Raw genomic sequence first — 25433 nt, forward strand, 5'->3', positions numbered from 1 at the left:
CCTTGATGACTCAACTCTTAAATCAAGCTTTATATCAAAACTCTATTGATTTAATTTTAGAACAATTAAATCTTGATTCTGCCTTTTTTAAAACTCTACCCCGTTTTCAACGGATGAATTATAAAGCTACGGTTAGGTTTTTGAGTGACTATAAAACTCATTCAGATGAACAATCTTCACAAAAAGTCAACAATAGCTTAGAAGCTTTACATCACCTGTGTACAATTCCCGAATGGGTACTAACCGATTCTACTATAATCACTATTTTTGAACTTCCTATTGCTATTAATCCTTCTACGACTAATCTATTAATCCCTTTATCTGAATATCTATCTTTCAAAGGTTCTTATCAAACTTTACTGGGGGTCACTCAAGAAATTATAGATTCATTAAAAACCAGTAGCAAAATTTTGAATGATATTTTACTTTTAAAAGCCATAGCGTTAAGTAGTTTAAATCAAAATCCGATACAGGTTTTTCAAATTCTTCAAGAAATTTCTGCTACATCCCATCCTCAATCCTTACAACATATAAAAGCAAATTGCCATTTAGCAATGTATCAAGTTTCCTTGGGAAATTATCAAGATGGAATCAGGAACTTGCAAAAATGGTTAGTGATTATTGATGAAAATTTGAAGCATCAAAATCTAGCTCAATCAGATTTTCAGCTTGATGATATTAAAACGGGAATGCTTGAGATTTTGGCTTATTATGAAATGAATGCTAGTCATTTTGATCAAGCTTTAGAAATTTATGAGCAAGTTATTAGCCTCAGAAAAGAACGGGGATTAATTCATCGAATAATTACTCCACAAGTGCATCAAGGCATTATTTTACGGAGAAAAGGACAGTATGACCAAGGAATTAAAATTTTGCAAAATGCTCAAGAAAAAGCGCAACAAATTAACGATATTCAAGCTCAAGTGTTTATTGCTCATCATTTAGGTTATATCTATCTTAACCAAAGAAATTTGACAGAAGCAAAAAAATTAGCAACAATAGCCTTTGAAGGGTATAAAAAATTAGATGATTTCCGAGGAATTTCTGATTGTTATGAACAATTAGGTCTGATTAATCTAGCAGAAAATGATGGTGAAACGGCTATCCAAAATTTTAAAATAGCACTAGAAATTAGACAAACCATTTTTAACTTGCATGGAACAGCTAGTTGTTTATTGGATTTAGCTTTAGCTTATTGGTATCAAAAACAAATTCTGAAATCCTTTTTCTTCTTAATTAAAGGCTTTCAATCCTATGCTCAAGTTGGAATTTTAAATGGCGTTAGATTCAGGCGAATGCTAAAAATAGCTTATACTTGGATTCTGGGTAGACCAAACTAAAAAATCTAAGGAAATCAATATGAAAATAGGAATTGTTTGTGGCTATGGTAATATTGTAGATGATAACTTAAAAAATTATATTGATTTGGTAATTTTTTATATTACGGAGGATAAGATAGATAAATTAATTCTTAGTGGGGGATGTAGTTTTACAGGATCAAATATTTCTGAAGCTCAATTAATGAAAGAATTAATCAGAACTAAAATATTAGATATAGATATATGTTTAGAAGAAGAATCTTTAACAACTTTACACAATTTATTATATTCAAAGCGATTTTTAGATAATCTGGAATATTATCAAATTCAAGCTATTTATATATACTGTGATCAAGTTCGTTATTTTAAAATAAATTGTTTAGCTAAAATCATTTTTAGAGATGATCCAGTCAAAATAATTAAATTACAAAGAAAAGAAAAACCCTTGATTTATTTAGCACAAATTCCCTCTCTATTTATTCAATGCTTAGCAGCAATTTTTCCTAATATTGAAAAACACATTTTAATCAACAAGAAAAAATGGATTCAAAAATATAGATAGGAGTAATAACTCCCAGATACAGCTTGTGTCAGTGTTGTCGGTATAGAATCGGGACAAAAGAATACATCAATGAACTGTGGAATGTCATCTATATTATAATAACTTTGATTCTGATCTCAATCCAATTTTGTCATGACTCATTCCACTGATATTATCAAACTAGCGCAATTAATGGCGGCTGACTTCAGTAACCAAGCGCAAGCCTTTGAAAACCCGCCTTTTTTTGCCCATATTCGGGTTTGTATGCGTCCCTTACCTGTCGCCTTATTAGACGGTGTTAGCTTGTATTTAGAACAAGCCTATGATATTAACTTAAAACAACCCTATCGTGTGCGGGTGTTGAAATTAGTCGATAAACAAAATCACATTGAAATTGAGAATTATGTGATTGAAAACGAGCAGGAATTTTATGGTGCTTCCCGTGAACCCGCACGACTACAACAGTTAACAAAAGACCGTTTGAAAAAAATGGAAAGATGTTCTTTTATTACCCATTGGACAGGACATAGTTTTAAAGGAGAAGTCGAACCAGGTAAAGGATGTATAGTGGAACGCAAAGGAAACGTCACCTATCTAGCGAGTGAATTTGAAATTGATGAACATCGCTTTATTAGTCACGACCGAGGACACGACCCCAAAACCGATGAACAACTATGGGGTGCCTTAGCAGGGCCATTTGAATTTGTGCGCTGGACAAGTTTTGCGGACGAGGTAAAAATTTGATCCCCTTTCCTGATAAATTTACCCAATATTGGCACATCAAGATTCAACAAGTGTATTTATGAAAGTCCTGGTTATTGGTGGTGATGGCTACTGCGGTTGGGCCACAGCGTTGTATTTGTCCAATCGTGGCTATGAAGTCGGTATTCTGGATAGTTTAGTTCGACGTCACTGGGATCAACAACTGTGTATTGATACGTTAACCCCTATTGCCCCGATTCAGCAACGGATTCAACGTTGGAAAGATTTAACAGGAAAGTCTATTGACCTGTTTATTGGGGATATCAATAACTACGATTTCCTGATCAAGAGTTTACTCAAGTTTGAACCGCAAGCCATTATTCACTTTGGAGAACAACGTTCTGCACCATTCTCAATGATTGATAGAGAACACGCCGTTCTCACCCAAGCAAATAACGTTATTGGCAACCTCAACCTGTTATATGCGATGCGGGAAAATTTTCCCGATTGTCATTTGGTGAAGTTGGGAACGATGGGAGAATATGGAACCCCCAATATTGATATTGAGGAAGGCTATATTACCATCGAACATAATGGTCGTAAAGATACTTTACCCTATCCCAAACAACCCGGCAGTTTCTATCATCTCAGCAAGGTACATGACAGCCATAATATCCATTTTGCCTGTAAAATTTGGGGTTTACGGGCAACGGATTTAAATCAAGGCGTTGTTTATGGGGTTCTGACGGAAGAAACGGGAATGGATGAGTTGTTAATTAACCGTCTCGACTATGATGGTGTGTTTGGAACTGCGTTAAACCGTTTCTGTATTCAAGCCGCTATTGGTCATCCCTTAACGGTCTATGGAACAGGCGGACAAACTAGAGCCTTTTTAGATATTCGGGATACGGTACGCTGTATTGAATTAGCATTAGAAAATCCGGCGGATTCTGGACAATTCCGCGTCTTTAATCAGTTTACCGAATTACATAGCGTCGGTGACTTAGCCATGATGGTGAAAAAAGCGGGAATTGCTTTAGGATTAGATGTGGAAGTCGAGAATATTCCTAATCCCCGTGTTGAATTAGAAGACCATTATTTCAACGCTAAAAATACCAATCTATTGGATTTAGGATTACAACCCCATTTCCTATCGGATTCTTTGTTAGATTCGCTGTTGAATTTCGCTATTAAGTATAAGGAACGGGTTGATAATACCCAAATTATGCCTAAAGTCTTATGGCGTAATCCCGGTTAATTTAGGATCATGTTTACTGTAGAGAAAGCTTAGGTTCTCTACAGTAAGCTTTGGGTTTTGTAAAGTGTTATGATAGACTGAATCGGGAGGGTCGTGATTGACGTTTAAGTATCAAGAACATATTAATGAACTTTCTAATTGTCCACCTACAGATTATCAACCCATAGAAATGACAGCTTATCGGTTTGTATTTGAGGAAAATCAGGAACAGTCAGAAAATAGTTTTTTACCTGTTTTGATCATAAAACCTCACCGAAAATTTAATACACCTCAACAATGTTGTCAAGGTTATGCTCTGTCATTATTTAATACTCAAAACCATGCAGAACAACGCTATAATCAGCTAAGAAAAAACCGACCTAATATCAGTCAAACATTAGGAACTCATCTTGCAAAAGGAATCATTGACAAGACAGATGGTATTGCTTCATCAGTCGATCAAAAAGGACATTTTAGTCTTCATGAATTTCAACATACAGACTTATCGCAAAAATTTGAAATTATTACTCCATTAGAGACAAGTTAAGCTTATGAATCTTTTAAATGGTTGTTCTTTAAATAAATTTCCACTTCATCTTCAGTATGTGGCTGATCTGATTTATTTTGATGGGCCATTATTATCATTATTTGAAAATCAATCTGGAGAAAGCTATCTTTACTGTTGGTCTGATGTTAATGCTGTTTATAACAGATGGCTAGTTTTTCGAGTAACTAAAAATTCTCTGCAAAATTATCTACAGGGTCAAGTTTCTTTAAGAGATTTAATTTTAAATCCTGTTGATGGTTTTCATTATGCGATTGATATTGATAATGATTTAGAAGTTAAAAATACTTTTTGGGTACTTCCTGAGAATTTACCGGATTCTTATGTCCCCGAAGAAGACTCTTATCATGATCCTTCATTATTAAATCCTGAACGAGGTGAAGAAGATATTAAATTAATTAAAAATTTAATTATTCCTAAAAAAGGTAATCAAGTGGTAGTCCTTACTTCAGAGAAACTTTAGATATTGTTTTAGGAATTCTCGCTGAAAATGAGATACTTTTAACTTTCTACTAAAGAAAATATTATGGTAAATTACAGTTAGATAAGTATTCATCCGACTAGCCAGGAGGTATAATAATGGATGTTGTCAAAGTTTTAAGCTTAAAAAATCAGCTAATTAATATCGTAGAAAAAATACAATTATCTCTTAGCAGTTCTGAACTTGACTCTTCTAATATTTTGCAATTTATACAAGAAATTAAACCCGATTTAAAAACCATAAATACTAAAATCAACGACGAGAAAAGAAATCATTCAGTTTTTGGTGCGCTTGATCAGTTATCGTTCATGGATGCTAATCAAGATACTGCAAAACAAGAGAAAATTCAATATGCTAAACGCCTAGATTTGATGAATCAGATTGCTATTGATAGCGGGTTATTATTGAATCTTGTTGAGTTACTAGAATATTACTTTGATTCTGAACAATATCCCGTGATTAAAAATGCTCTCTGCTATTTAGTCGATATTATTTTAATCGAATTAAACAACTGGACAGATGAGAACGATAGTAGAGAATTTATAGAAAAATATGATTGGAGTCGCTTAATTGATTCTTTAATGCAGTTTGAACAATCCCTTAATTTAACCTCTGCTAATCCTTTAATTACTCAATCTGAAATTAATATTAATTCAATTTTTGCTCATTTGCAAACTTATCGCTTGCGTTTAAATGAACAGTATGAACAATTAATTCAAACTTCCCTTGAGTTACAGCGTCAGCAAGAAGCAGAATTACAACGTCAACAGGAATTAGAATTACAGCGTCAACAGGAATTAGAATTACAGCGTCAACAGGAAGAAGAATTACAACGTCAACGGGAATTAGAATTACAACGTCAACAGGAATTAGAATTACAACGTCAGCAAGAATTAGAATTACAACGTCAACAAGAATTAGAATTACAGCGTCAGCAAGAATTAGAATTACAACGTCAACAAGAGTCAGAATTACAGCGTCAACAGGAATTAGAATTACAACGTCAACAGGAATTAGAATTACAACGTCAACAAGAGTCAGAATTACAGCGTCAACAAGAGTCAGAATTACAACGCCAGCAAAAAGCAGAATTAAAGCGTCAACAGGAAGCAGAGTTAAAGCGTCAACGGGAATTAGAATTACAGCGTCAACAACAGGAAGAATTACAACGCCAGCAAGAAGCAGAATTACAGCGTCAACGGGAATTAGAATTACAGCGTCAACAACAGGAAGAATTACAACGTCAACGGGAAGAAGAATTACAACGTCAACGGGAATTAGAATTACAACGTCAACAGGAATTAGAATTAAAGCGTCAGCAAGAATTAGAATTACAACGTCAGCAAGAATTAGAATTACAACGTCAACAAGAATTAGAATTACAGCGTCAACAGGAAGAAGAATTACAACGTCAGCAACAGGAAGAATTGCGACATCAACGCGAAGCTGAATTAAAACAGAAAAAGGAAAAAGAAATTCGTCAGTTAATGATAATTGTTGCTGCTGTAATCTTATTAGGAGGACTTGGACTGTTAATTTTTAATCCTTTTAAGTCTAAGCAAGAAAATCCAAATATTTTGGCTTCAGAAACTCCTCAAAGTCGTTTAGATACGGCTGAAAAGTTAGCAGTAGAAGCATCCAAACTCATTGAAAATCCTCCCCATCCTTTAACGGTTTGGCAACAAGCTCAAACTCAATTGCAAGATGCTATTCAACTATTAGAAGCAATACCTAAAAATTATTCTGACTCTGAAAAAATCAACCAAAAATTACAAATTTATCAAAAAGATTATAACTCCATTAGCCAAATTTTAAATAAAGAACAAAAAGCAACAAATGATTTAGAATCTGCTAAAAAACTTGCTATGGAAGCATCAGTTATGCTGCAAAATCCTCCAGAATCTCTGAGTGTTTGGCAGGAATCAGAACAAAAATGGAAACAATCTATTAATTTACTTGAATCTATTCCTAAAGATTCTTTTATTTATCCTGAAAGTCAAGATCGACTAAAAATTTATCGAACAAATCATGAAGCAGTAGCCCAAAAAAACCAGCAGAAAAATCAATAATCAGACCCTATTAACCCTCACAGGGATTCCTTTTTCCGTTCAGAAAACTTTTTTGTGAGCTTCTATATTTTCATTTTTGAATTTAGGATTATAACCCCATTATTTGTCTGATTCTTTATTAGATTCGCTGTTAAATTTGTATAAAGAACGGGTTGATCAGATCCAAATTATACCCAAAGTGCTCAGGAATTGGGGAAAGGTTGATAGGCTAATAGCTCTTGGGATATCAATTGTAAAATCTGCTCTTGATGACTATCCAAAAACAGATGTTTACCATCAACCTGATGTAGCTTAAATGACTTGTTAGTATGAACGCGCCAAGCGGAAAGATGGTCTTGATTCAAAAATTTATCCCCACAACCCACAAAGCTAGTAATAGGACAATCTAGCGGTTTTTCTTCTGTGTAAGAATAGTGATCTTTTTGGAGCACAGATGCTACTTTCAAGGAATTTAGCAACACTTGTAAAAATGGATCATCTTCTCCAACTGAATTAGATAGTTCTATATTCGTTAAATCTTTCACGAACTTGAGTAAATCGGAGTGAGACAGGTTTTCTAAGGAAGGATAGGGATAAAGAAGTTGGGGAGCGTGTTGAGCACCGACAAAGAAATGAATCGGTTGCTTATGATGATGACGACGCAAATAACGACACAGTTCAAAATTAATTAATGCTCCTAAACTATGACCATAAAAAGCAAATTCCAGATCAAGATAAGGTAACAAAAATTCTGCCAAATCTGCCACTAATGGAGTCAGATACTCAAAAGTCGGTTGACTTCCAGTATATGTTTGAGGAGCAAGTCCGATAGCATAAACTTCAACATCTGGTGGTAAACGATTTGACCAATTTTTAAACACAGAAATATCTCCTCCCCCATGAGGAAAACCGAAAAGACGCAACTTAGCATTGGGTTTTCCTTGACGATCAATAATCCATTTGGGTGAGGTTTGTGACGGTTCTAAATTAATTAACGGTTTCTCTTTTTCTGTCAGTGATTGATTAAGATGACAATCAGATGATACTCTCATTAACTCAGATTTTTCCTTGAGTTTTTTCAGGGAATAGAGAGAAGCCATAATAGAATCTGAATCAATTCCAAAGTCAATTAAACAAGCAATTTCATCAACTCCAATAGCTTGTAATTGTTGCACCATTAACCCACAACTTTCGGGCGTACCAATTAAAGCGCTAGTTTGAAAATAACGCTCAAAAGCATAAGCCAATAAATGTACTCTTTCTTTGGACTCCAAACCCTCCAGATTCGTAATTCCATGTCTCCACAGATTCACAGAACTTTCTAAATAAGCAGTAAATGGCTTCCTAACTTTATGGCGCACTAAATTCATATCTTCGCCAATGAAAGTATGCAGCATCAAAGTCACTTGTCCCGCCTCTGCATCATAGCCATTTTTTGCCAATGACTCTCGATAACAAGCAATTTTTTCGGCTAATTCTTCAATGGGTTGGAACAGAAGTGCAGTTAAAACATTAGCCCCCATCGCACCCGCTTCAACAAATCTTTCTTTTCCCCCAGTACAAGTAATCCAAATCGCTATTTCCTGTTGTTTAGGTAGGGGATAAATCCGGGTTTCAGTTTCTTTACCTATACCATTTTGTAACAAAATTGATTCACCTTGCCACAACTTCTGCACAGTTTTAATCCCGGAAAACATCACTTCTGCACTATTAGCAAATTGATTAGGCGCTAAAACAAAATCATTTGGGTTCCAACCCCGAGCAAAAGCAACATCTACACGCCCTTGGGAAAGGTTATCCACCACCGCCCACTCTTCAGCCACTCGGATAGGGTTATGTAGGGGTAAAACCACGCTACCCGCACGAATACGAATGCGATCTGTTACCATTGCCAGAGCAGAACCCAAAACCGCAGGATTGGGGTAAAGTCCACCAAAAGCATGAAAATGGCGTTCGGGTATCCAAACTGCGCTAAAGCCATGTTTATCAGCGAATTGGCTACTTTCTATTAATAATCTGTACTTGTCATCTTTGAATTCAGCTTCGTTACTGGCAAAATATAATAAGCTAAATTGCATCGCTTTTTTGCCAACGGGGAATGGACTGATTAACTTTTTGTGCTCCTCTTCAACCGTTGAAACTGGGTTTTCTGGATCACCAGCTAAGTGCAGCGCTAAAGATTCAATAGTCGGAAAATTCCAAACAATTGTGGCTTCTAAGGAACGTCCGAGCAATTGTTCTAAATCTTTAGCTAATTTTACTGCTCCTATGGATTTGAGTCCATAATCCAGAAAAGATTTTCCTGATTTGCTATTGTCTGTTAATTGAATTTCTCCGGGTAAATTTTGATGCAGCCAATTGACTATCCAATTTTGAATTGATTCGGCTGTAGGAGTCAAAACCAATGAAGCTAAATCGTCAGTAGAATCAGAATTTAGAGTTGTTTTTAAATCGGGGTTTGATGGGGTTTTCAGACTATTTTGACAAGCTATTTCTGGGTTTGATACTGGGTTTGATAATGGGGTAGTTTGGTAAAAACTATTGGCATCTTGATCAAACCAGTATCGTTGTTTTTGGAAGGGATAAGTTGGTAGTAATTGCCAATTTCGAGGATAATCCCGATCAAAACCCTGCCAATCTACAGGAACTCCTTGTAAATATAAAGTTGCTAAATTTTGCAGGAGTTGTAGCCAGTCTGACCCATCGGAACTAGCCCCCGTTAACCAAACCCCCACACCCGGATCTAAACACTCTCTACCCATTGCTAAAAGTAGAGATTGGGGGCCTACCTCCACAAAGATTTCATAACCTTGATGATCAAGAGTTTTAATGCTATCAGCAAATCGGACTGGCTGCTGAATCTGATTGCACCAATATTCAGGAGTTGCGATTTCTGCTTGAATGGGCTGTGCCGTAATGGGAGAAATCATCCTAATTTTTGGGGATGAATAAGTTATGGTTGAAGCAATGGGTTTAAAGGCGGTGGCAACGGGTTCCATTAAAGGAGAATGGAAAGCTAGATTGTAGTTTAACTTTCGGGTTTTAATATTATCATTTTGCAAAGTTGCGACGACGGCTTCAACTGCCTCAATTTCACCCGAAATAATGATATTTTTAGGACTGTTGACGGCTGCGATCGCCACCTTATATCGATAAGGTGCAATAGCAGTTTCCACCTGGGTCACATCCGCCAAAACCTCCACCATTACTCCCTGCGGCGATAAAGATTGCATTAAATGTCCCCGTTGGGCGACTAGACTGAGGGCATCTTCTAAACTAAACACCCCAGCCACACAAGCTGCTACATATTCACCCAGGCTATAACCCATAACAGCATCCGGGATGATCCCCCAAGATTTCCATAACTCAGCTAAGGCATATTCCAGGGCGAATAAAGCAGGTTGGGTATAGGCTGTTTCAGTTAATAAATGAGTGGCTGTGTTCTGATATTCTGGATATAAAATTTTTAGTAGTGGCTGATCTAAATAAGGGCGGAGAATTTCTTGGCAGCGATCTAAAATAGCCCGAAAAGTCGGTTGAGTTTCGTAGAGTTGACGACAGGAATTAAGATATTGAGTCCCCTGTCCAGGGAATAAAAATACTATTTTGGGTTGCTGACCCTTGAGCGATCGCTTTTTATCCCTTCCCAAAATATCAGTTTGATGAGCAATAGTCGCTAACTTTTCTACCAATACTGCCTGTGATTCTGCCACAACAGCTAAACGATGGTCAAAATGAGTTCTTCCGGTATTAGCACTGAAACAGAAGTCTGCTAGGGAAAAATTAGCATCACTGTTCTGCAAGTTTTCTCTATAAAGATTTACCAGGTCTAATAGTGCCTTTTCGCTCTTGGCTGATAGGGTCAGAAGATGTAGGGGACGTTCTATAGAAGCGATACTTTTCTGAGGCAATAACGGAGCTTCTTCTAAAATGACATGACAGTTAGTGCCCCCAAAACCAAAAGAACTTACTCCAGCAAATCTTGACTCTGTGCTTGAAGTCCAAGGCTCTAAAGCGGTTGGGATCGAGAAAGTTGTCCCGGCTAGAGAAATATAAGGATTGACTTGTTTAATATGTAGATTAGGAAAAATCTGTCGATGTTGCAGAGATAGGGTTGCCTTAATTAAACTTGCTATTCCAGCCGCCGCTTCTAAATGACCAATACTACTTTTAACTGAGCCCAGCCAACAAGGTTGATCTGGTTCTCGATTTGGCATTAATATTGTTTTTAAGGCTTTATATTCAATAGCATCTCCTAAAGCCGAAGCAGTCCCGTGGGTTTCCACATAACCAATTTGATTGGGTGAGACTTCAGCATTTTCCAGCGCTTGTTGAAGCAGTCTTTGTTGAGCCAGTCCATTAGGAGATGTAATCCCATGACTCAGACCATTATGGTTAACAGCCGACCCTCTAATAACAGCTAGAATATTATCTCTATCTTTAAGGGCATCATCAAGGCGTTTGAGAACAACAATTCCGCACCCTTCACCCCTAACAAAACCATTCGCTTCAGCATCAAAAGTTTTACAGCGACCATCAGGAGATAGCATCCCTTTGAGAGAAAGAGCAATTGATTCTTCTGGAGATAAACGTAAAGATACTCCTCCAGTAATAGCCAAATTAGACTCACCAGTGCGTAAACTCTCACAAGCTAAATGTACAGCAACAAGAGAGGAAGAACAAGCGGTATCAATCGCTAAACTAGGCCCTTGCAAATTTAACAAGTAAGATAAGCGATTAGCTACAAAACAAAGAAATGTGTGGGGCCCATCTTCAGCATCTATGGCAGATATATCTTTATAAAGCAGTCTATTATGATCGCTTTGGCTCATGCCAATGAATACCCCTGTTTTACTACCTGCTAATGTATGGGGGACGATACCAGCATTTTCTAAAGATTCCCAAGCCACCTCTAATACCAGTCTATGATGGGGGTCTATGCGCTGGGCATCACCGACGGGAATCTCGAAAAAGTCAGGATCAAAATGATCGATATTATCTAAGAAGCCGCCCCAACGGGACACGGTTTTTCCCGGTGTACCTGCTTTGGGAGTATATAGATCATTAATATCCCATCGCTGTATCGGGATCTCAGTGATGGCATCTAGGCCTTCCTTCAGTAGTCTCCAGAAGGATTCTATATCTTGAGCTTTGGGGAAACGACAACCCATTCCAATTATTGCGATAGCTTCCATAAAAATATTTTTTATTTATTGCTTGAGAATTGTTAGTAATAACCATAGTGGCAGCTAGGAGAATAGCTGAATTAGGATTTTACCACTTCTAGCAATATTGGAGCGATGCCTCGTGAACTACCCACACTTCTCTACAAGTAGAGACGTGCCATGGCACGTCTGTACGGGCTTCCAACTTCGACGGGGATAGCATCTGATAGAACAAAAGTTTTACCAGATGACTTACATCCCCTCAGATTGGCAGTGTCGCTAGTTCCTAACGACAGAATCCGCAAGGCTTCATTTTTGATATTAATTGAAGCATTTATATCTCGATCATGGAGAGTTTGGCAATTTTCACAAGTCCAACTTCTAATATCAAGGGGTAAACTACCCACTTGATTAAGGCAGACATTACAAGTTTTAGAAGAAGGGAAAAACCGATCAATTTCGATATAGGTTTTCCCTTCTTTTTCGGCTTTGTACTTCAACATTGTACAGAACATTCCCCAACCACAATCACTAATTGCCTTAGCTAATTTAGGGTTTCTGACCAGATTCTTAACTGCCAGATCTTCTACAGCAAGTACAGACGTGCCATGGCACGTCTCTACGTTTTCGTTAACTATCTTGCGGGATAGCTTGTGCAGAAAATCTTCTCGGCAACGAGCGATTTTAGCGTGGAGTTTAGCAACTTTTAATCGGGCCTTTTGTCTACTATTACTCCCTTTTTGTTTACGAGATAATTTTTGTTGTTTTCGTTTTAAGTTGTGTTGATGTTTGGCAAAGTGTTTGAGGTTACTATATTTATCACCATCACTGGTAATTGCAAAATGGGTTAATCCTAAATCAATCCCAATCGCTTTTCCATTAGTTGATGAATTAGGTATTTCCTTGCCATCATCAACCAAGATGGATGCGTAGTATTTCCCGTCACGATTCTTTGAGATAGTAACGGTTTTAATTGTCCCCTCAAATTCTCGGTGGCGACGACAATAAATCAACCCAATCTTGCCGGGTAATTTCAGATAATCCCCTTCAAAGGTAACATTTTGAGGATAACTGATTGATTGTCTACCGTGTTTGGATTTGAATTGAGGTAATCTAGCCCGTTTTTCAAAGAAGTTTTTGTAAGCGGTAGATAAATTAAGAGCGACAACTTGTAAACATTGAGAATAGGCATCTTTTAACCAAGGATATTCCTTCTTCAGTTGAGGTAATAATCCTTGAATCGCTTTTCTTGATAACCCTTTTCCTGTTTGTTTATAAGTTTCTTGACACAAATTCAGGGCATAATTCCAATACCAACGACAACAGCCAAAGCTTTTGGCTAAGACAATCTGATGTTCAATCGTTGGATAGATTCGGAACTTATACCCTTGAAACATTATCGCTTTCAAAACTATTAGATATAATCTAACATATTATTGTTAATTTTGTCGGGATTCACCGCTTAAAATTAACTTGGGGGAGTCCATGTAACCCACACTGATTTGGTGGTTATCTTTTGGTGAGTGTGAAATTCAGTGTGGGACTTATCGCTCCCCCAAACCCCCTCGTCAGTTAAAATACTTAATCTTCTATTATAGAATCAAGCTTAATCAGGTATATTGTAGAATAACTTGCAATATGTAGTCTGAGCATCACCAAGTATATACTTGCCGTTCAATCAACATTCCTTAATAAATTATGACTATCACAGTCAATGTTCCAGAAGTACAAACTGAAACAAAACCAACTCTGAACACTTTACTGTTAATTCCCCTAGCAGTATTTATGTTGTCTCTAGCACCAATATTTATCAGAGTCAGCGAACAAGAAATTAGTCCTAATGCTACAGTCTTTAATCGGTTTTTGATTTCTACTGTCATCCTTGGGGTTTGGGAGATCATCACAATTATCAGTAGTAAAGTATCCCAGAAACCCCCTAAACCCCAGGAGTCTTGGACTCTTCAGGATATAGGATTATTTGTACTAGCTGCGGGTTTTGGTGCGGCTAATTTAACGGCTTGGGCTTGGTCTTTAACTCAAACCAATATCGCTAATTCCAATTTATTGCATAATTTCACCCCATTCTTTGCCACTTTAGGCGGTTGGCTATTTTTAAAACACAGGTTTGACAGCAAATTTATTATGGGTTTGATTTTAGCTTCAGTCGGTGCGTTAACTATTGGTTTTGAAGATTTTAACTTAACGAGCACTCATTTTAGAGGAGATGCGATCGCTTTACTTTCATCTGTATTTTATGCGGGCAATGCTCTCTGTGCAGAAAAACTACGAGCTAAGTTTTCGGCAACAACTATCATATTATGGAGTTGTTTGTTCAGAACTCTTTGGCTGTTACCCATAACTTTGATTTTTGATGATCAAATTTTTCCCATTTCCGTGAATGGATGGTTAGCCGTAATTTCCCTCGCACTTTTCTGTCAAGTTCTAGCGACGGTGATTATGTTCCATAACCTGAAAAAGTTTTCATCAGGTTTTGTATCTTTGTTTCTGTTGCTTGATCCAATTATTACTGCCATATTAGCCTGGGTAATATTTTCCGAAAAGCTCACTATCCTCAACTGGGTAGCATTTTTCGCTGTGTTGGCTGGGATATATTTAGCTAAATCTGCTCAAGGTTCTCAGAAAGCAGCCATTCAAGAAATTACTGTTGACTCAGACTAAATATTTTTGTCTCGGCTCCAATGCTAAATCAGTAATAAAAATTAGCAAATTTCAGCACCCCCTACTCTCTGTTTCTAAACATTCCATGACACCAGAATTAACAACTTGGGTAGCAGACCTAGAAAGATTACTAGGTCAAATTCTTGAATATTTTCGCAGTCAAATCTTCCATCACCTTAATGGTAGCCGTCGCCTTTATTGGCTATATTTATTAACTTCTCTGTTATTGGCTGGACTGGTTTATTGGCGATCGCAACCTAAGTCTGATCTTAACTTTAAAGGATTTCTTAGTTTTTGCTTCCCCAAAGAAATCTACTTTCATCCTTCAGCCCTGCTAGATTATCAAATCTTTATCATCAATAATATTCTCGCTCCTGGTAATTTGCGTTTAGCGTGGTTTGAAACATCATTAGTAGCATCTCTAGTCAATAATTTGCTGCAAGCAACCTTTGGTTATTTTGGCGGATTCACAACCGAAAACTTGGGATCGCTCGTGATTTTTACCCTCTTATTTGTTGCAGTTTTTGACTTTGCATCTTACCTTAACCATGCTTGGCATCACCAAAATCCTATCCTGTGGCAATTTCACAGTCTACATCATTCCAGTGAAGTCTTGACCCCCATTAGTTTATATCGTTCTCACCCCTTATATGAACTTAATAAAAAGCTGATTACTACAGCCATCAGCGCTCCTTTACGAGGGATACTAATTTATCTATTTTTTGGTAAAATCCATGTTATAACTCTATTTGGTCTGAATTTTTTGGTCGCTCTATATTATATGGCAGGTGGTAATCTTGCCCATTCTCACATCTGGCTTGATTATGGAAAGATAGGGAACCATATTTTTATAAGTCCAGTTCTACACCAAATTCATCACAGCATAGCACCCCAACACATTAACAAGAACTACGGGGAGTTTTTGGGAATTTGGGACTGGATGTTTGGGACTTTATATCTACCCGAAAAAGAGGAAAAATTAGAATTTGGTATTGGCAAAAACCAACCTCAGCCTTATCCGACTTTAACCCAGGCTTATTTAGATCCGGTAGTCAATGCCATTAATTTACTAATTGCCAAAATTCCTGGAAAAAGTGGAATTAAAACCATTAACTTGGATTAAATATTATGCTATTAACGAAAGGCTTTGAATTAGAAATATTTCTGGGTACTCCCCAAGGTGATCCGATTCCTTTGGCTGAAAAAATTATCGGCAAAGTGGATAGGTTTATGCAAGAAACAGACGAGCGCCATATAGAATATACAACTGAACCTCTTGCCAGCTATAACCAGCTTTTAAGTCAATTAATATTACCGCGAATTCAACTCAGAAAATATCTCCAAACCTTGGGAGAATATACCCTAATTCCTGGAAGTACATTATCATTAGGAGGAAGCGATCGCTTTTATCGTTCAGGAGATACAAATCCTTATTTAGAATATATTGAGCGCAACCACGGAACTAATGTGGTTACTGCTAGTGTTCATATCAACATTGGTTTTAGTGATCCAGAACTGCTGATCCGAGCTTGTCGGCTGATTAAAATGGAAGCACCCTTATATTTAGCCTTAAGTGCTTCCTCTCCATTTCTGGATAATCAAATTACGGGTTATCACTCTACACGCTGGCACATTTTACCCCATTCTCAATATCATATTCCCCTATTTGAAAATCAGGCCGAATATATTGAATGGGTAGAAGGACATTTAGCCACAGGAACAATGTTTAATGTTCGTCATCATTGGGATAATGTTCGACCCAATGGCGATCGCCGACCTTATGATCTTAATCGGCTAGAACTCAGAATTTGTGATTTAGTGACAGATCCTCATTCTCTTCTGGCTATTACCGCTTTGTTAGAAGCGCGGCTTTTGCAATTGATTAATGATCCGAGAATTGACCCTTTAGAAATGAGTCAATTACCAGCAACAACCCGGAAACAAGACTTAATTGATTTAACAAAAGCGAATGAAGCCGCCGTCAAAGTATCTAGTTTAGAAGCTGAGTTAAGACATTGGCAAGACGGTAGAAAAATTCTAGCTCGACATTGGATTAATGAAATTTATAATGATGTTTTGCCCTTCGTAAAACAGCAAGGCTTTGAGCATTTTCTCTTACCTATACAAACAATTTTACAGGAAGGAAATACTGCACAAAAGTGGTTAAAAATGTATGATCAAGGTACTGATATTCGCTCAATTATTACCCAAGATATTCAAGAACTGGTCAAGCAAGAACTTGACCATTAAGGCAGGTATTCTACATCCCACGCTTGAAAGACGTGGGCTTTGAATACTGTTATTGTAAAAGTTCGTCCAGTTTTCCCTGCTTATCTAATGCGGAAATATCGTCAAAACCACCAATATGTTGATCATTGATGAAAATTTGAGGAACACTCCGTCTGCCATTAGCTCGTTCTGCCATCTTAGCTCTAGCGTCTTCATCCCCATCAATAGAGTATTCAGTAAATTCAACCCCTTTCTTCTTAAGTAAGGCTTTGGCTCTAGGGCAAAAAGGGCAATAAGTCCAAGTGTAAATTTCTACTTTAGCAGTCATGGTATGTTTAATCGAGGGATATCGTTTTTTATTTTAGCGTGATCGACAAAATGATTAATCAGAATATCGCCTCTCCTCTACAAGTACAGAAGAGCCATGGCGTGTCTCAATGGCAAAAAATTGCCCCAAAATTTGAGGCGGTTGTGGGTAAAAAAGGAGTTGTCCAACGTCAGGAAGAATTGCTCACCTATGAATGTGATAGTTTAACAAGCTATCGTCAACGTCCCGCATTAGTGGTACTACCCCGCACTACTGAACAAGTAGCAGAGGTAGTAAAAATCTGTTATGAAAACCAAATTCCTTGGGTGACGCGGGGTGCGGGAACAGGTTTATCTGGAGGTGCACTACCCGTTGAAGATTGTGTTTTAATTGTCACCACCTTAATGAACAAAATCTTAAAAGTTGACCTAGAAAATCAGCGAATTATTGTGCAAGCTGGTGTGATCAATAATTGGGTGACTCAAGCCATTAGTGGTAAAGGTTTTTATTATGCACCAGATCCTTCCAGTCAAACGGTTTGTACAATTGGGGGTAACATTGCGGAGAATGCGGGGGGTATTCATTGCTTGAAATATGGAGTAACAACGAATCATGTCTTGGGATTAAAATTGGTAATTCCTGACGGTTCTGTAGTTGATGTTGGGGGAATCATTTCAGAAATGCCCGGTTATGATCTCACGGGTTTATTTATCGGTTCAGAAGGCACTCTAGGTATTGCCACAGAAATTACTTTACGCATTATTAAAACACCTGAAGCCATTGGTACTGTTCTAGCAGACTTTACCACTATTGAAGCCGCAGGTGATACGGTTACTCATATTATTAGTGCTGGAATTATTCCGGCGGCAATGGAATTAATGGATGGGACTACGATTAAAGCGATTGAAGATGTTATTAATACCGGATGTTATCCTAGAGATGCTGCGGCAGTTTTGTTGATAGAGGTTGATGGTTTAGGAGTAGAAGTTGAAAGCAGTAAACAGCAGGTTGCTAAAATTTGCCAACAAAACGGAGCCAGAAATGTAATAATTGCTAGTGACGAACAAAGGCGAATAAAACTTTGGCAAGGACGTAAAACAGCCTTAATTGCATTAGGTTATCAAAGTCATTATTTTCTTCAAGATGGAGTGATCCCTCGGACTCAATTAGTCGCTGTTCTTAAGGAAATTTCAGCTTTAGGAAATCAATATGGGTATCGTATTGCTAATGCCCTTCATGCGGGTGATGGCAACTTACATCCAGTCATTCTTTATGATCATGCCGTTCCTGGTGCTTTTAAACAGGTAGAAGAATTAAGTGGCGAAATTCTAAAACTTTGTGTGAGAGTGGGTGGAAGTATTTCTGGAGAACATGGTATTGGTGCTGATAAAAAATGTTTGATGCCGGAAATGTTTAATCATATTGATTTAGATACCATGCAATGGCCGCGCCTAGCTTTTAATCCTCAAGGTTTGGCAAATCCAGGTAAGATGTTTCCCACACCCCCGACTTGTGGTGAAGCTGCACAGGCTCAAAAAATGGGGCGGTTTTCAGATTTAGAAGTATTTTAGTGATCTGGGTTTTGGGGAGTAGAGGCGAGGTGTTTGTCTGTGAAGGGGGAGTGCCCACTGCCATAGCGTGAAACGTTGACAGTGGTATTTCACTTAGGCATTGTAACAATGGTAGTATGTCGTAGATGTGCTGTATGTAACTTTTGAGTATTAATAATGGGGAAAATAGAAAAAAGGGATTCAACTTTAGTAGACATACTACGGGATCAGGCCGTTGCTCAACCTAACCAAATAGCATTTAAGTTTCTTCCAAATGGAGAACAAGAATCAGATCAATTAACCTATCAAGAATTGGATCAAAAAGCCAGAGCAATTGCCTATCAACTGGGTCAGAAAATTAATCGGGGCGAAAGAGTATTATTATTATATCCACCCGGTTTAGAATTTATTAGTGCTTTTTTTGGATGTTTATATGCTGATGCGATCGCAGTTCCTGTTAATCCTCCTCGACCCAACAGACCAGCAACTCGGCTTTTAACAATCAAATCAGATTCACAAGCAACATTAGCACTAACTACAACATCTCTATTCAGCAAACTCAAATCACAACTAACTCATTATCCCGAATTAGCAACTTTACCTTTAATAGTTAGTGATGAAATCAGTATTGATCTAGCTTCAAATTGGGAGAAATCAACAACAACAATAGATTCTTTAGCTTTTCTCCAATACACATCTGGATCGACAGGAACACCAAAAGGAGTAATGGTAACTCATGGTAATTTACTCCACAATTCGCAGTATATCAAACAAGCCTTTCAACTGACACAAGACAGTATATCGGTTAGCTGGCTACCCAGTTTTCATGATATGGGTCTAATTGATGGAATTATTCAGCCTTTGTACACTGGATTTATGGGCGTATTGATGAAACCTGAAAGTTTTATCCAACACCCTTGGCGATGGCTACAGGCAATTACAAACTACAAAGCAACCCACTGCGGCGGGCCTAATTTTGCCTACGATCTTTGCGTTCAGAAGATTACCAATGAACAACTTGAAACCTTCGACCTCAGTAGCTGGGAAAGTGCTTACAGTGGTTCTGAACCCGTGCGGAGAGAAACTTTAGAGCGTTTTATTGCTAAATTTGCCCCTTGTGGTTTCCCGGCTAAGAGTTTTTATCCCTGCTATGGGATGGCTGAATCTACCTTAATGATTTCAGGGGGACTGGTTCAAGAAGAACCCATTTACTGCACCGTTGCAGCCGACGCATTAGAGCAAAATGGGGTGACAGAAGCATCTAAAGACGTTGAAAATGTTAGACATCTCGTTGGATGTGGACGAGGTTGGCTAGATACCAAAATTGTCATCGTTGAACCCGAATCTTTTCAGCAATGTCATTCAGGTCAAGTCGGGGAAATCTGGGTATCGGGTGAAAGTGTTGCCCAAGGCTATTGGAACCAACCGGAACTTTCAGAACAAGCCTTTGGAGCTTATCTAGCAGATCCTCATCATGGGCCGTTTCTCCGCACTGGAGATCTAGGATTTTTGCGAGAGGGTGAGCTATTCATCACGGGACGGATGAAAGATATGATTATTATTAGAGGTCGCAATTATTACCCCCAAGATATTGAAATAACAGTAGAAACCAGCCATCCAGCGTTGCGAGGCAATTGTTGTGCAGCTTTTGCAATAGAAAAAGATAATACAGAGCAGTTAGTCATAGTAGCTGAAGTCGAACGGACACATTTACGACATCTGAATGTCAAAGAGGTCGTAGCAGAAATCGGCGAAGCCATCATGCAGCAACATGAAATCCAGGCTTATGGCACGGTACTGATTAAAACGGGGAGTATTCCTAAAACTTCCAGTGGCAAAATTCAACGGCGTATTTGCAAAGAAAAGTTTCTGTGCGAAACTCTCAATATTGTCGGGGGAAAGATTGGAAAATCGGAGTTATAAATTCCTTGAGTTTTAAATTTTCCCCTGCTATTTAAACCTAGGTAAATTGAGGAAAGATCAATGTCTATACCCGTGGATAGCCCAACACCCAATATAAGCCCCAAGATCACCCTAGAAAATGATTATCTTAAATCCCTGCAACAGCGTTACGCCTTTGCTACTATCTTGATTCCTTTTTTTGGGTTATTAATAGCCATTTATACAACTTTTAAGTTTGGGATCAGTTCAGTAGACATTGGACTATTTCTGGTCATGTATACCTTGACAATGCTGGGAATAACAGTGGGTTTTCATCGACATTTTGCTCACGGTGCTTTTAAGACAAATACAGTCATTAGAATCCTGTTAGCAATATTAGGATGTATGTCCGCTCAAGGGCCTGTTATTCAATGGGCAAGTATTCACCGTCGGCATCATAAGTATAGCGATCGCCCAGGGGATCCCCACTCCCCCTTAATATACAAAGGAGAAAAATGGGCAACTCTGCGGGGATTGTGGCATGGTCAAGTTGCTTGGATGTTGAACAGTGACGTTACCAATACGGTTGTTTTTGCTAAAGACTTGCTCAGAGATCCAATAATTACCAAAGTCAATCGTTTCTATCTGACTTGGGTTATCCTGGGTTTAGCCATTCCGGCAATTGTAGACGGACTTCTCACGGGAACTTGGATAGGCATTTTACAAGGATTTCTCTGGGGGGGATTGGTGCGAATCTTTTGTGTTAATCATGCCTTTTGGACGATTAACTCCATTGCTCACTATTATGGACAACGCCCCTTTGATACCGAAGAGCAAAGCCACAACACATTCTGGCTATCTCTAGCCAACTTTGGAGAAGCTTGGCATAACAATCATCATGCTTTTCCACACTCAGCCTTGTTAGGTCTGAAATGGTGGCAAATTGATATTGGCGGTGGGGTGATTCTGGCTCTCCAAAAAGTAGGTTTAGCTTGGGATCTCAAAACCCCCACAGCCGGGATGATTGCAGAAAAGTTGAAGGTTAACAAACAGTCAGAAAATTTAACAATAGATGCCAGCAATTTCTAGTAAACTTGACTGAATCCGGATTTTTTGCACTGCCAAATTTTTGTATTGCGTCATCTATTAGGAGTTCAGAGAATGACAACACATTTCGATACTGCCATACCCAATCAGAAGACAAAGGTTATTAGCAATGACTACATTAAAGGACTGCAATATAAACATTTTTGGTGGTACAATTTCATTCCCTTTTTAGGAACAATTGTGGCGATCATTTCTCTTTTGTGGCTACCCATTGGGCCAATCGAGATCGGAATGCTGATTGTGATGTGGGCTTTGACCATGACCGGGGTGAGTGTCGGTTTTCATCGCTACTATACCCATCGTGCTTTTAAAACTCACCAGAGCATTCGGGTGATATTCGCCATATTGGGTTCTGTAGCTGCCCAAGGGCCCTTAATTTCCTGGGTAGCCGTTCATCGTCGCCATCATGAGTGCAGTGATCTACCCGGTGATCCCCATTCCCCTAATCTTCACGGTCAGGGATTTCTCGGAACTCTCAAGGGATTATGGCATTCCCATGTTGGCTGGCTGATTGATCATGATTATCCTAATCCAACCTATTATGCCCCTGAACTCCTGCGAGATCAAAGCATATCCAAAATTAGCCGATTGTATCTAGTTTGGGTGCTTCTGGGTCTAGCGATTCCTACTATGATCGGCGGACTACTTCATTTGTCCCTAATAGGAGCATTGCAAGGCTTTCTTTGGGGTGGTGTTGTGCGCCTGTTTATTGTAGATAACATCATATTGAGCGTTAATTCCGTCTCTCATGTTTATGGGACTCGTGGTTTTAAGACAGGCGATCAAAGCAAGAATAACCCTTGGGTGGCTATCCCAACGTTTGGCGAGTCTTGGCAAAACAATCACCATGCGTTTGAAAGCTCTGCTGCTATCGGTTTGAAAGGGTGGCAAATTGATATTGGTTATGCAGTAATTTGGATCTTGGAAAAATTAGGCTGGGCTTGGGATGTAAATCTGCCCACCGCCAAGATGATAGAGGCGAAAACAATTACCCTAGCTCAGGATTAAAGTCCCGACTACAAAACTTATGTAGGTTGAGCCAACAATGCAAGCAATCACAATTAAAAGCGATCGCCTGAAAAGACAACAAGAAATTCACGGCATCAGCAATCTCATCATTCCCTTAAGCGGATCTGTAGCAGCAGTAGTCCTGGCTTTTCAGATCGGTGTTAGTGCCGTAGATATCTGGCTATTGCTAATTATGTATTTTTTAACAGCGATTGGCGTAACAGTAGGGCTGCATAGACACTTTGCCCACTGCGCCTTCGGGGCTAATCAGACGGTGAGAATTATCCTGGCTGTCCTGGGTTCTATGGCCGCAGAAGGCCCCCTCAATTATTGGGTAGCCACCCATCGCCGTCACCACAAATACAGCGATACCCCCGGAGATCCCCATTCTCCCTTTGTTAAAGAAGAGCAAAAATTGGGCTTTTTAGAAGGGGTATGGCATTCTCATGTCGGTTGGACATTCAATCATGAACTCACGAACACCTTTGTCTTTGCTAAAGACATGGTGCGAGATCCCATGCTGAACAGAATTAGCCAACTTTATTATTTGTGGCTATTTTTGGGAGTAGCGATTCCTGGTGTTATTGGTGGAGTAATCACCGGAACTTGGATGGGGGCGTTGACCGGAACATTATGGGGCGGCTTTCTCCGTATCTTCCTTCAACACCATTTAGGTTTTTGGACGGTTGGCTCTCTGGCCCATCTCTTAGGAAATCGTCCCTTTGAGACTGACGACTATAGCCGCAATAACCTCTGGGTTGCCTTGTTCACCTGTGGAGAATGGCACAACAACCACCATGCTTTTCCTTATGCGGCTATTCATGGTTTCCACTGGTGGCAAATCGATGTCGGTGGCTTCGTGATTCGACTACTGGAAAAGCTAGGTTTGGTTTGGGACTTGAAAATGCCTACAGCCGAAGCGATCGCCGCTAAAAAAAGAAAGGTGAGTTGTAATGAAGCCTGCAACTAGCCTTCAAGTTGAGCATTAAACCCAGAAAAGCAATGATTAACCGCAATCATAAACCTAGCTGATCCAATGATTACAGAGCCTCTTGTTAATCCAGACAAAAGACAAAAAACCGTCACAGCCCCTCACCTGAGAGTTCCTCAAACCATACACTTCATCTTGTTTGAAGTTGTACCTTTTTTGGGATTCATCACCGCCATTGTTTTACTATTGTTCGGAATTCCTATGACTTGGGTGGACTTAGGGCTGTTTATCAGTTTGTGGTTCTTAACTCAAATTGGCTTTACTGTGGGTTGGCATCGCCTTTTTAGCCATAATGCGTTTAAAGCTAATGTCGTTGTTAGAGTGACCTTAGCAATTCTAGGTTCTATGGCAGACCCTGGCCCCTTGCTGTTGGCAGTAGCCGCCCATCGTCGTCATCATGAATATGCCGATCAACCCGGAGATCCTCATTCTCCCCATCTTTTTGGAGAAGGAGTTACGGATCAGATCAAAGGCTTTTGGCACGCTCATGATGGCTGGTTAGCGACCAACAGAGAACACCCCAATACCATCCACTATGTTCCAGACTTACTGCGGGACAAAGCCCTAACAACAGCGAGCCGATATTATTGGCTGTGGGTGATTTTAGGACTGGTCATTCCTGCTATCCTAGGCGGTGTTTTGACAAACTCATGGCTGGGAGCTTTTCAAGGCTTTCTTTGGGGAGGACTGGTGCGGATGTTCTTTGTCAATAACCTCATCAATGGCGTCAACTCTTTTTGTCACGTCCTTGGCGGTCGCTCCTTTAATACCCCTGATCACAGCCGGAACAATCTCTGGCTGGCTCTTCCTTCCTTGGGTGAAGGATGGCACAATAGTCACCATGCTTTTCCGCAATCAGCCATTTTTGGTTTCGACTGGTGGCAAGTTGATATCGGGGGCTGGGTTGTCCTCATTTTAGAAAAGCTGGGTTTAATTTGGGATGTCAAGATTCCTAAAGCCGATACTATCAAAGCTAAAAAAGCTTTTTTAGCAGCTAGAAAGGCAACATAGCAGGATACTAAAATCTATCTCGTCTACTGTCTTAATTATGAACCTAATTTTCTTGTTTTAGAAATTTAATGTTCACTCATAAAAACCCAGAAAAAAACCCAGAAATTTAGGTTTATAATTTAGGGAAGGGACTTTTAACGACCCAATCCATTGCTCCCATTTTTGGTGAGCAAAATTTTTATCCCAGACCCATTCAGGAAAAAATTATCATGGCAATTCAAAATCAAGAAATCGCTGTTGAAACCCACAAGAACCAATCTGCTATTCAAGGCTGGTTGGTTTCTTATATAGCCCAACTTCTGGAAATTGATCCCAAGGAAGTTGATGTTAAAGCTTCTTTTGACCGCTATGGCTTGGATTCCTCAGCGACTATTGGATTAACTAGCGATTTAGAGAACTGGTTGGGAGGTTCTATTGATCCAACCATAACCTATGATTATCCTTCAATTGAGTCTTTATCAAAACATCTAGCTGGATCATAAGCTAATTTAGTTCTGAAAAAATATTAAACCCCTTGCTATTGGCTAGGGGTTTAAAAATTAGAGATTTAAAATATTTGTAAAATTAGAAATTAACAGATATGGAAACTATTAATTTCACCGTAAACCACAT

At 38.8% G+C, this 25433-nt stretch carries 20 protein-coding genes; 17 read left to right on the forward strand and 3 right to left on the reverse strand.

Features of this window, described 5'->3' with window-relative positions; translation table 11 throughout:
• The first annotated feature begins 5 nt into the window (after positions 1 to 5).
• The 7 genes from NMK36_RS14390 (at position 6) to NMK36_RS14420 (ending at position 6914) form a co-directional block, all read left to right on the forward strand.
• The gene (locus NMK36_RS14390) at positions 6 to 1340 is read left to right on the forward strand and encodes a tetratricopeptide repeat protein (protein ID WP_254174024.1); all 1335 of its coding nucleotides are present in this window, start codon (positions 6 to 8) and stop codon (positions 1338 to 1340) included.
• A 19-nt stretch (positions 1341 to 1359) separates the two neighbouring features.
• The gene (locus NMK36_RS14395; protein WP_254174025.1) at positions 1360 to 1881 is read left to right on the forward strand and encodes an ElyC/SanA/YdcF family protein; all 522 of its coding nucleotides are present in this window, start codon (positions 1360 to 1362) and stop codon (positions 1879 to 1881) included.
• Positions 1882 to 2013: 132 nt separating this feature from the next.
• On the forward strand, positions 2014 to 2604 hold the full coding sequence (locus tag NMK36_RS14400; protein WP_072720688.1) for a chromophore lyase CpcT/CpeT: 591 nt from the start codon (positions 2014 to 2016) through the stop codon (positions 2602 to 2604).
• A 58-nt stretch (positions 2605 to 2662) separates the two neighbouring features.
• Complete coding sequence (locus NMK36_RS14405; protein WP_072720689.1) at positions 2663 to 3820, forward strand: NAD-dependent epimerase/dehydratase family protein; 1158 nt, start codon at positions 2663 to 2665, stop codon at positions 3818 to 3820.
• 97 nt (positions 3821 to 3917) lie between these two features.
• Positions 3918 to 4346, forward strand: a complete 429-nt coding sequence (locus tag NMK36_RS14410; RefSeq protein WP_072720690.1) for a hypothetical protein — start codon at positions 3918 to 3920, stop codon at positions 4344 to 4346.
• A 4-nt stretch (positions 4347 to 4350) separates the two neighbouring features.
• Positions 4351 to 4827, forward strand: a complete 477-nt coding sequence (locus NMK36_RS14415; RefSeq protein WP_072720691.1) for a DUF6575 domain-containing protein — start codon at positions 4351 to 4353, stop codon at positions 4825 to 4827.
• 116 nt (positions 4828 to 4943) lie between these two features.
• Positions 4944 to 6914 carry a hypothetical protein gene (locus NMK36_RS14420; protein WP_254174026.1) on the forward strand — a complete coding sequence of 657 codons (1971 nt, stop codon included), beginning with the start codon at positions 4944 to 4946 and terminating at the stop codon, positions 6912 to 6914.
• Between the two features lie 182 nt (positions 6915 to 7096).
• Here NMK36_RS14420 and NMK36_RS14425 read toward each other — a convergent pair whose 3' ends face one another.
• Positions 7097 to 12088, reverse strand: a complete 4992-nt coding sequence (locus NMK36_RS14425) for a type I polyketide synthase (protein ID WP_302184667.1) — start codon at positions 12086 to 12088, stop codon at positions 7097 to 7099.
• A 131-nt stretch (positions 12089 to 12219) separates the two neighbouring features.
• A complete protein-coding gene (locus NMK36_RS14430) occupies positions 12220 to 13455 on the reverse strand; it encodes an RNA-guided endonuclease InsQ/TnpB family protein (protein WP_254174027.1) in 1236 nt (411 codons plus the stop codon).
• A gap of 301 nt (positions 13456 to 13756) precedes the next feature.
• Here NMK36_RS14430 and NMK36_RS14435 point away from each other — a divergent pair, with 301 nt between their 5' ends.
• The 3 genes from NMK36_RS14435 (at position 13757) to gshA (ending at position 16987) form a co-directional block, all read left to right on the forward strand.
• Positions 13757 to 14737, forward strand: coding sequence for a DMT family transporter (locus NMK36_RS14435; RefSeq protein ID WP_072720695.1), 981 nt, complete (start codon positions 13757 to 13759; stop codon positions 14735 to 14737).
• An 85-nt stretch (positions 14738 to 14822) separates the two neighbouring features.
• Positions 14823 to 15860: a sterol desaturase family protein gene (locus tag NMK36_RS14440; RefSeq protein ID WP_254174028.1), complete on the forward strand. Its 1038-nt coding sequence runs from the start codon at positions 14823 to 14825 to the stop codon at positions 15858 to 15860.
• Between the two features lie 5 nt (positions 15861 to 15865).
• Positions 15866 to 16987: a glutamate--cysteine ligase gene (gshA, locus tag NMK36_RS14445; protein ID WP_072720697.1), complete on the forward strand. Its 1122-nt coding sequence runs from the start codon at positions 15866 to 15868 to the stop codon at positions 16985 to 16987.
• A gap of 49 nt (positions 16988 to 17036) precedes the next feature.
• Here gshA and grxC read toward each other — a convergent pair whose 3' ends face one another.
• Positions 17037 to 17294, reverse strand: a complete 258-nt coding sequence (gene grxC, locus NMK36_RS14450) for a glutaredoxin 3 (RefSeq protein WP_072720698.1) — start codon at positions 17292 to 17294, stop codon at positions 17037 to 17039.
• A 50-nt stretch (positions 17295 to 17344) separates the two neighbouring features.
• On the opposite strand from grxC, the gene NMK36_RS14455 reads away from it, so the two are divergent.
• The 7 genes from NMK36_RS14455 (at position 17345) to NMK36_RS14485 (ending at position 25303) form a co-directional block, all read left to right on the forward strand.
• The gene (locus NMK36_RS14455) at positions 17345 to 18844 is read left to right on the forward strand and encodes an FAD-linked oxidase C-terminal domain-containing protein (protein WP_254174029.1); all 1500 of its coding nucleotides are present in this window, start codon (positions 17345 to 17347) and stop codon (positions 18842 to 18844) included.
• A gap of 156 nt (positions 18845 to 19000) precedes the next feature.
• Complete coding sequence (locus NMK36_RS14460) at positions 19001 to 20746, forward strand: fatty acyl-AMP ligase (RefSeq protein WP_254174030.1); 1746 nt, start codon at positions 19001 to 19003, stop codon at positions 20744 to 20746.
• Between the two features lie 60 nt (positions 20747 to 20806).
• On the forward strand, positions 20807 to 21793 hold the full coding sequence (locus NMK36_RS14465) for an acyl-CoA desaturase (RefSeq protein WP_254174031.1): 987 nt from the start codon (positions 20807 to 20809) through the stop codon (positions 21791 to 21793).
• 72 nt (positions 21794 to 21865) lie between these two features.
• Positions 21866 to 22819: an acyl-CoA desaturase gene (locus NMK36_RS14470; RefSeq protein ID WP_072720702.1), complete on the forward strand. Its 954-nt coding sequence runs from the start codon at positions 21866 to 21868 to the stop codon at positions 22817 to 22819.
• Between the two features lie 37 nt (positions 22820 to 22856).
• Entirely contained in the window at positions 22857 to 23789 is a 933-nt protein-coding gene (locus NMK36_RS14475; protein ID WP_072720703.1) for an acyl-CoA desaturase, read from the forward strand.
• Positions 23790 to 24011: 222 nt separating this feature from the next.
• Positions 24012 to 24821: an acyl-CoA desaturase gene (locus NMK36_RS14480; protein WP_254174032.1), complete on the forward strand. Its 810-nt coding sequence runs from the start codon at positions 24012 to 24014 to the stop codon at positions 24819 to 24821.
• A gap of 209 nt (positions 24822 to 25030) precedes the next feature.
• Positions 25031 to 25303 (forward strand): acyl carrier protein, encoded by a 273-nt coding sequence (locus NMK36_RS14485; protein ID WP_190519008.1) that lies wholly within the window; start codon positions 25031 to 25033, stop codon positions 25301 to 25303.
• The last annotated feature ends 130 nt before the right edge of the window (positions 25304 to 25433 follow it).

This window comes from Planktothrix pseudagardhii, assembly GCF_904830925.1.
Lineage (GTDB): Bacteria > Cyanobacteriota > Cyanobacteriia > Cyanobacteriales > Microcoleaceae > Planktothrix > Planktothrix tepida.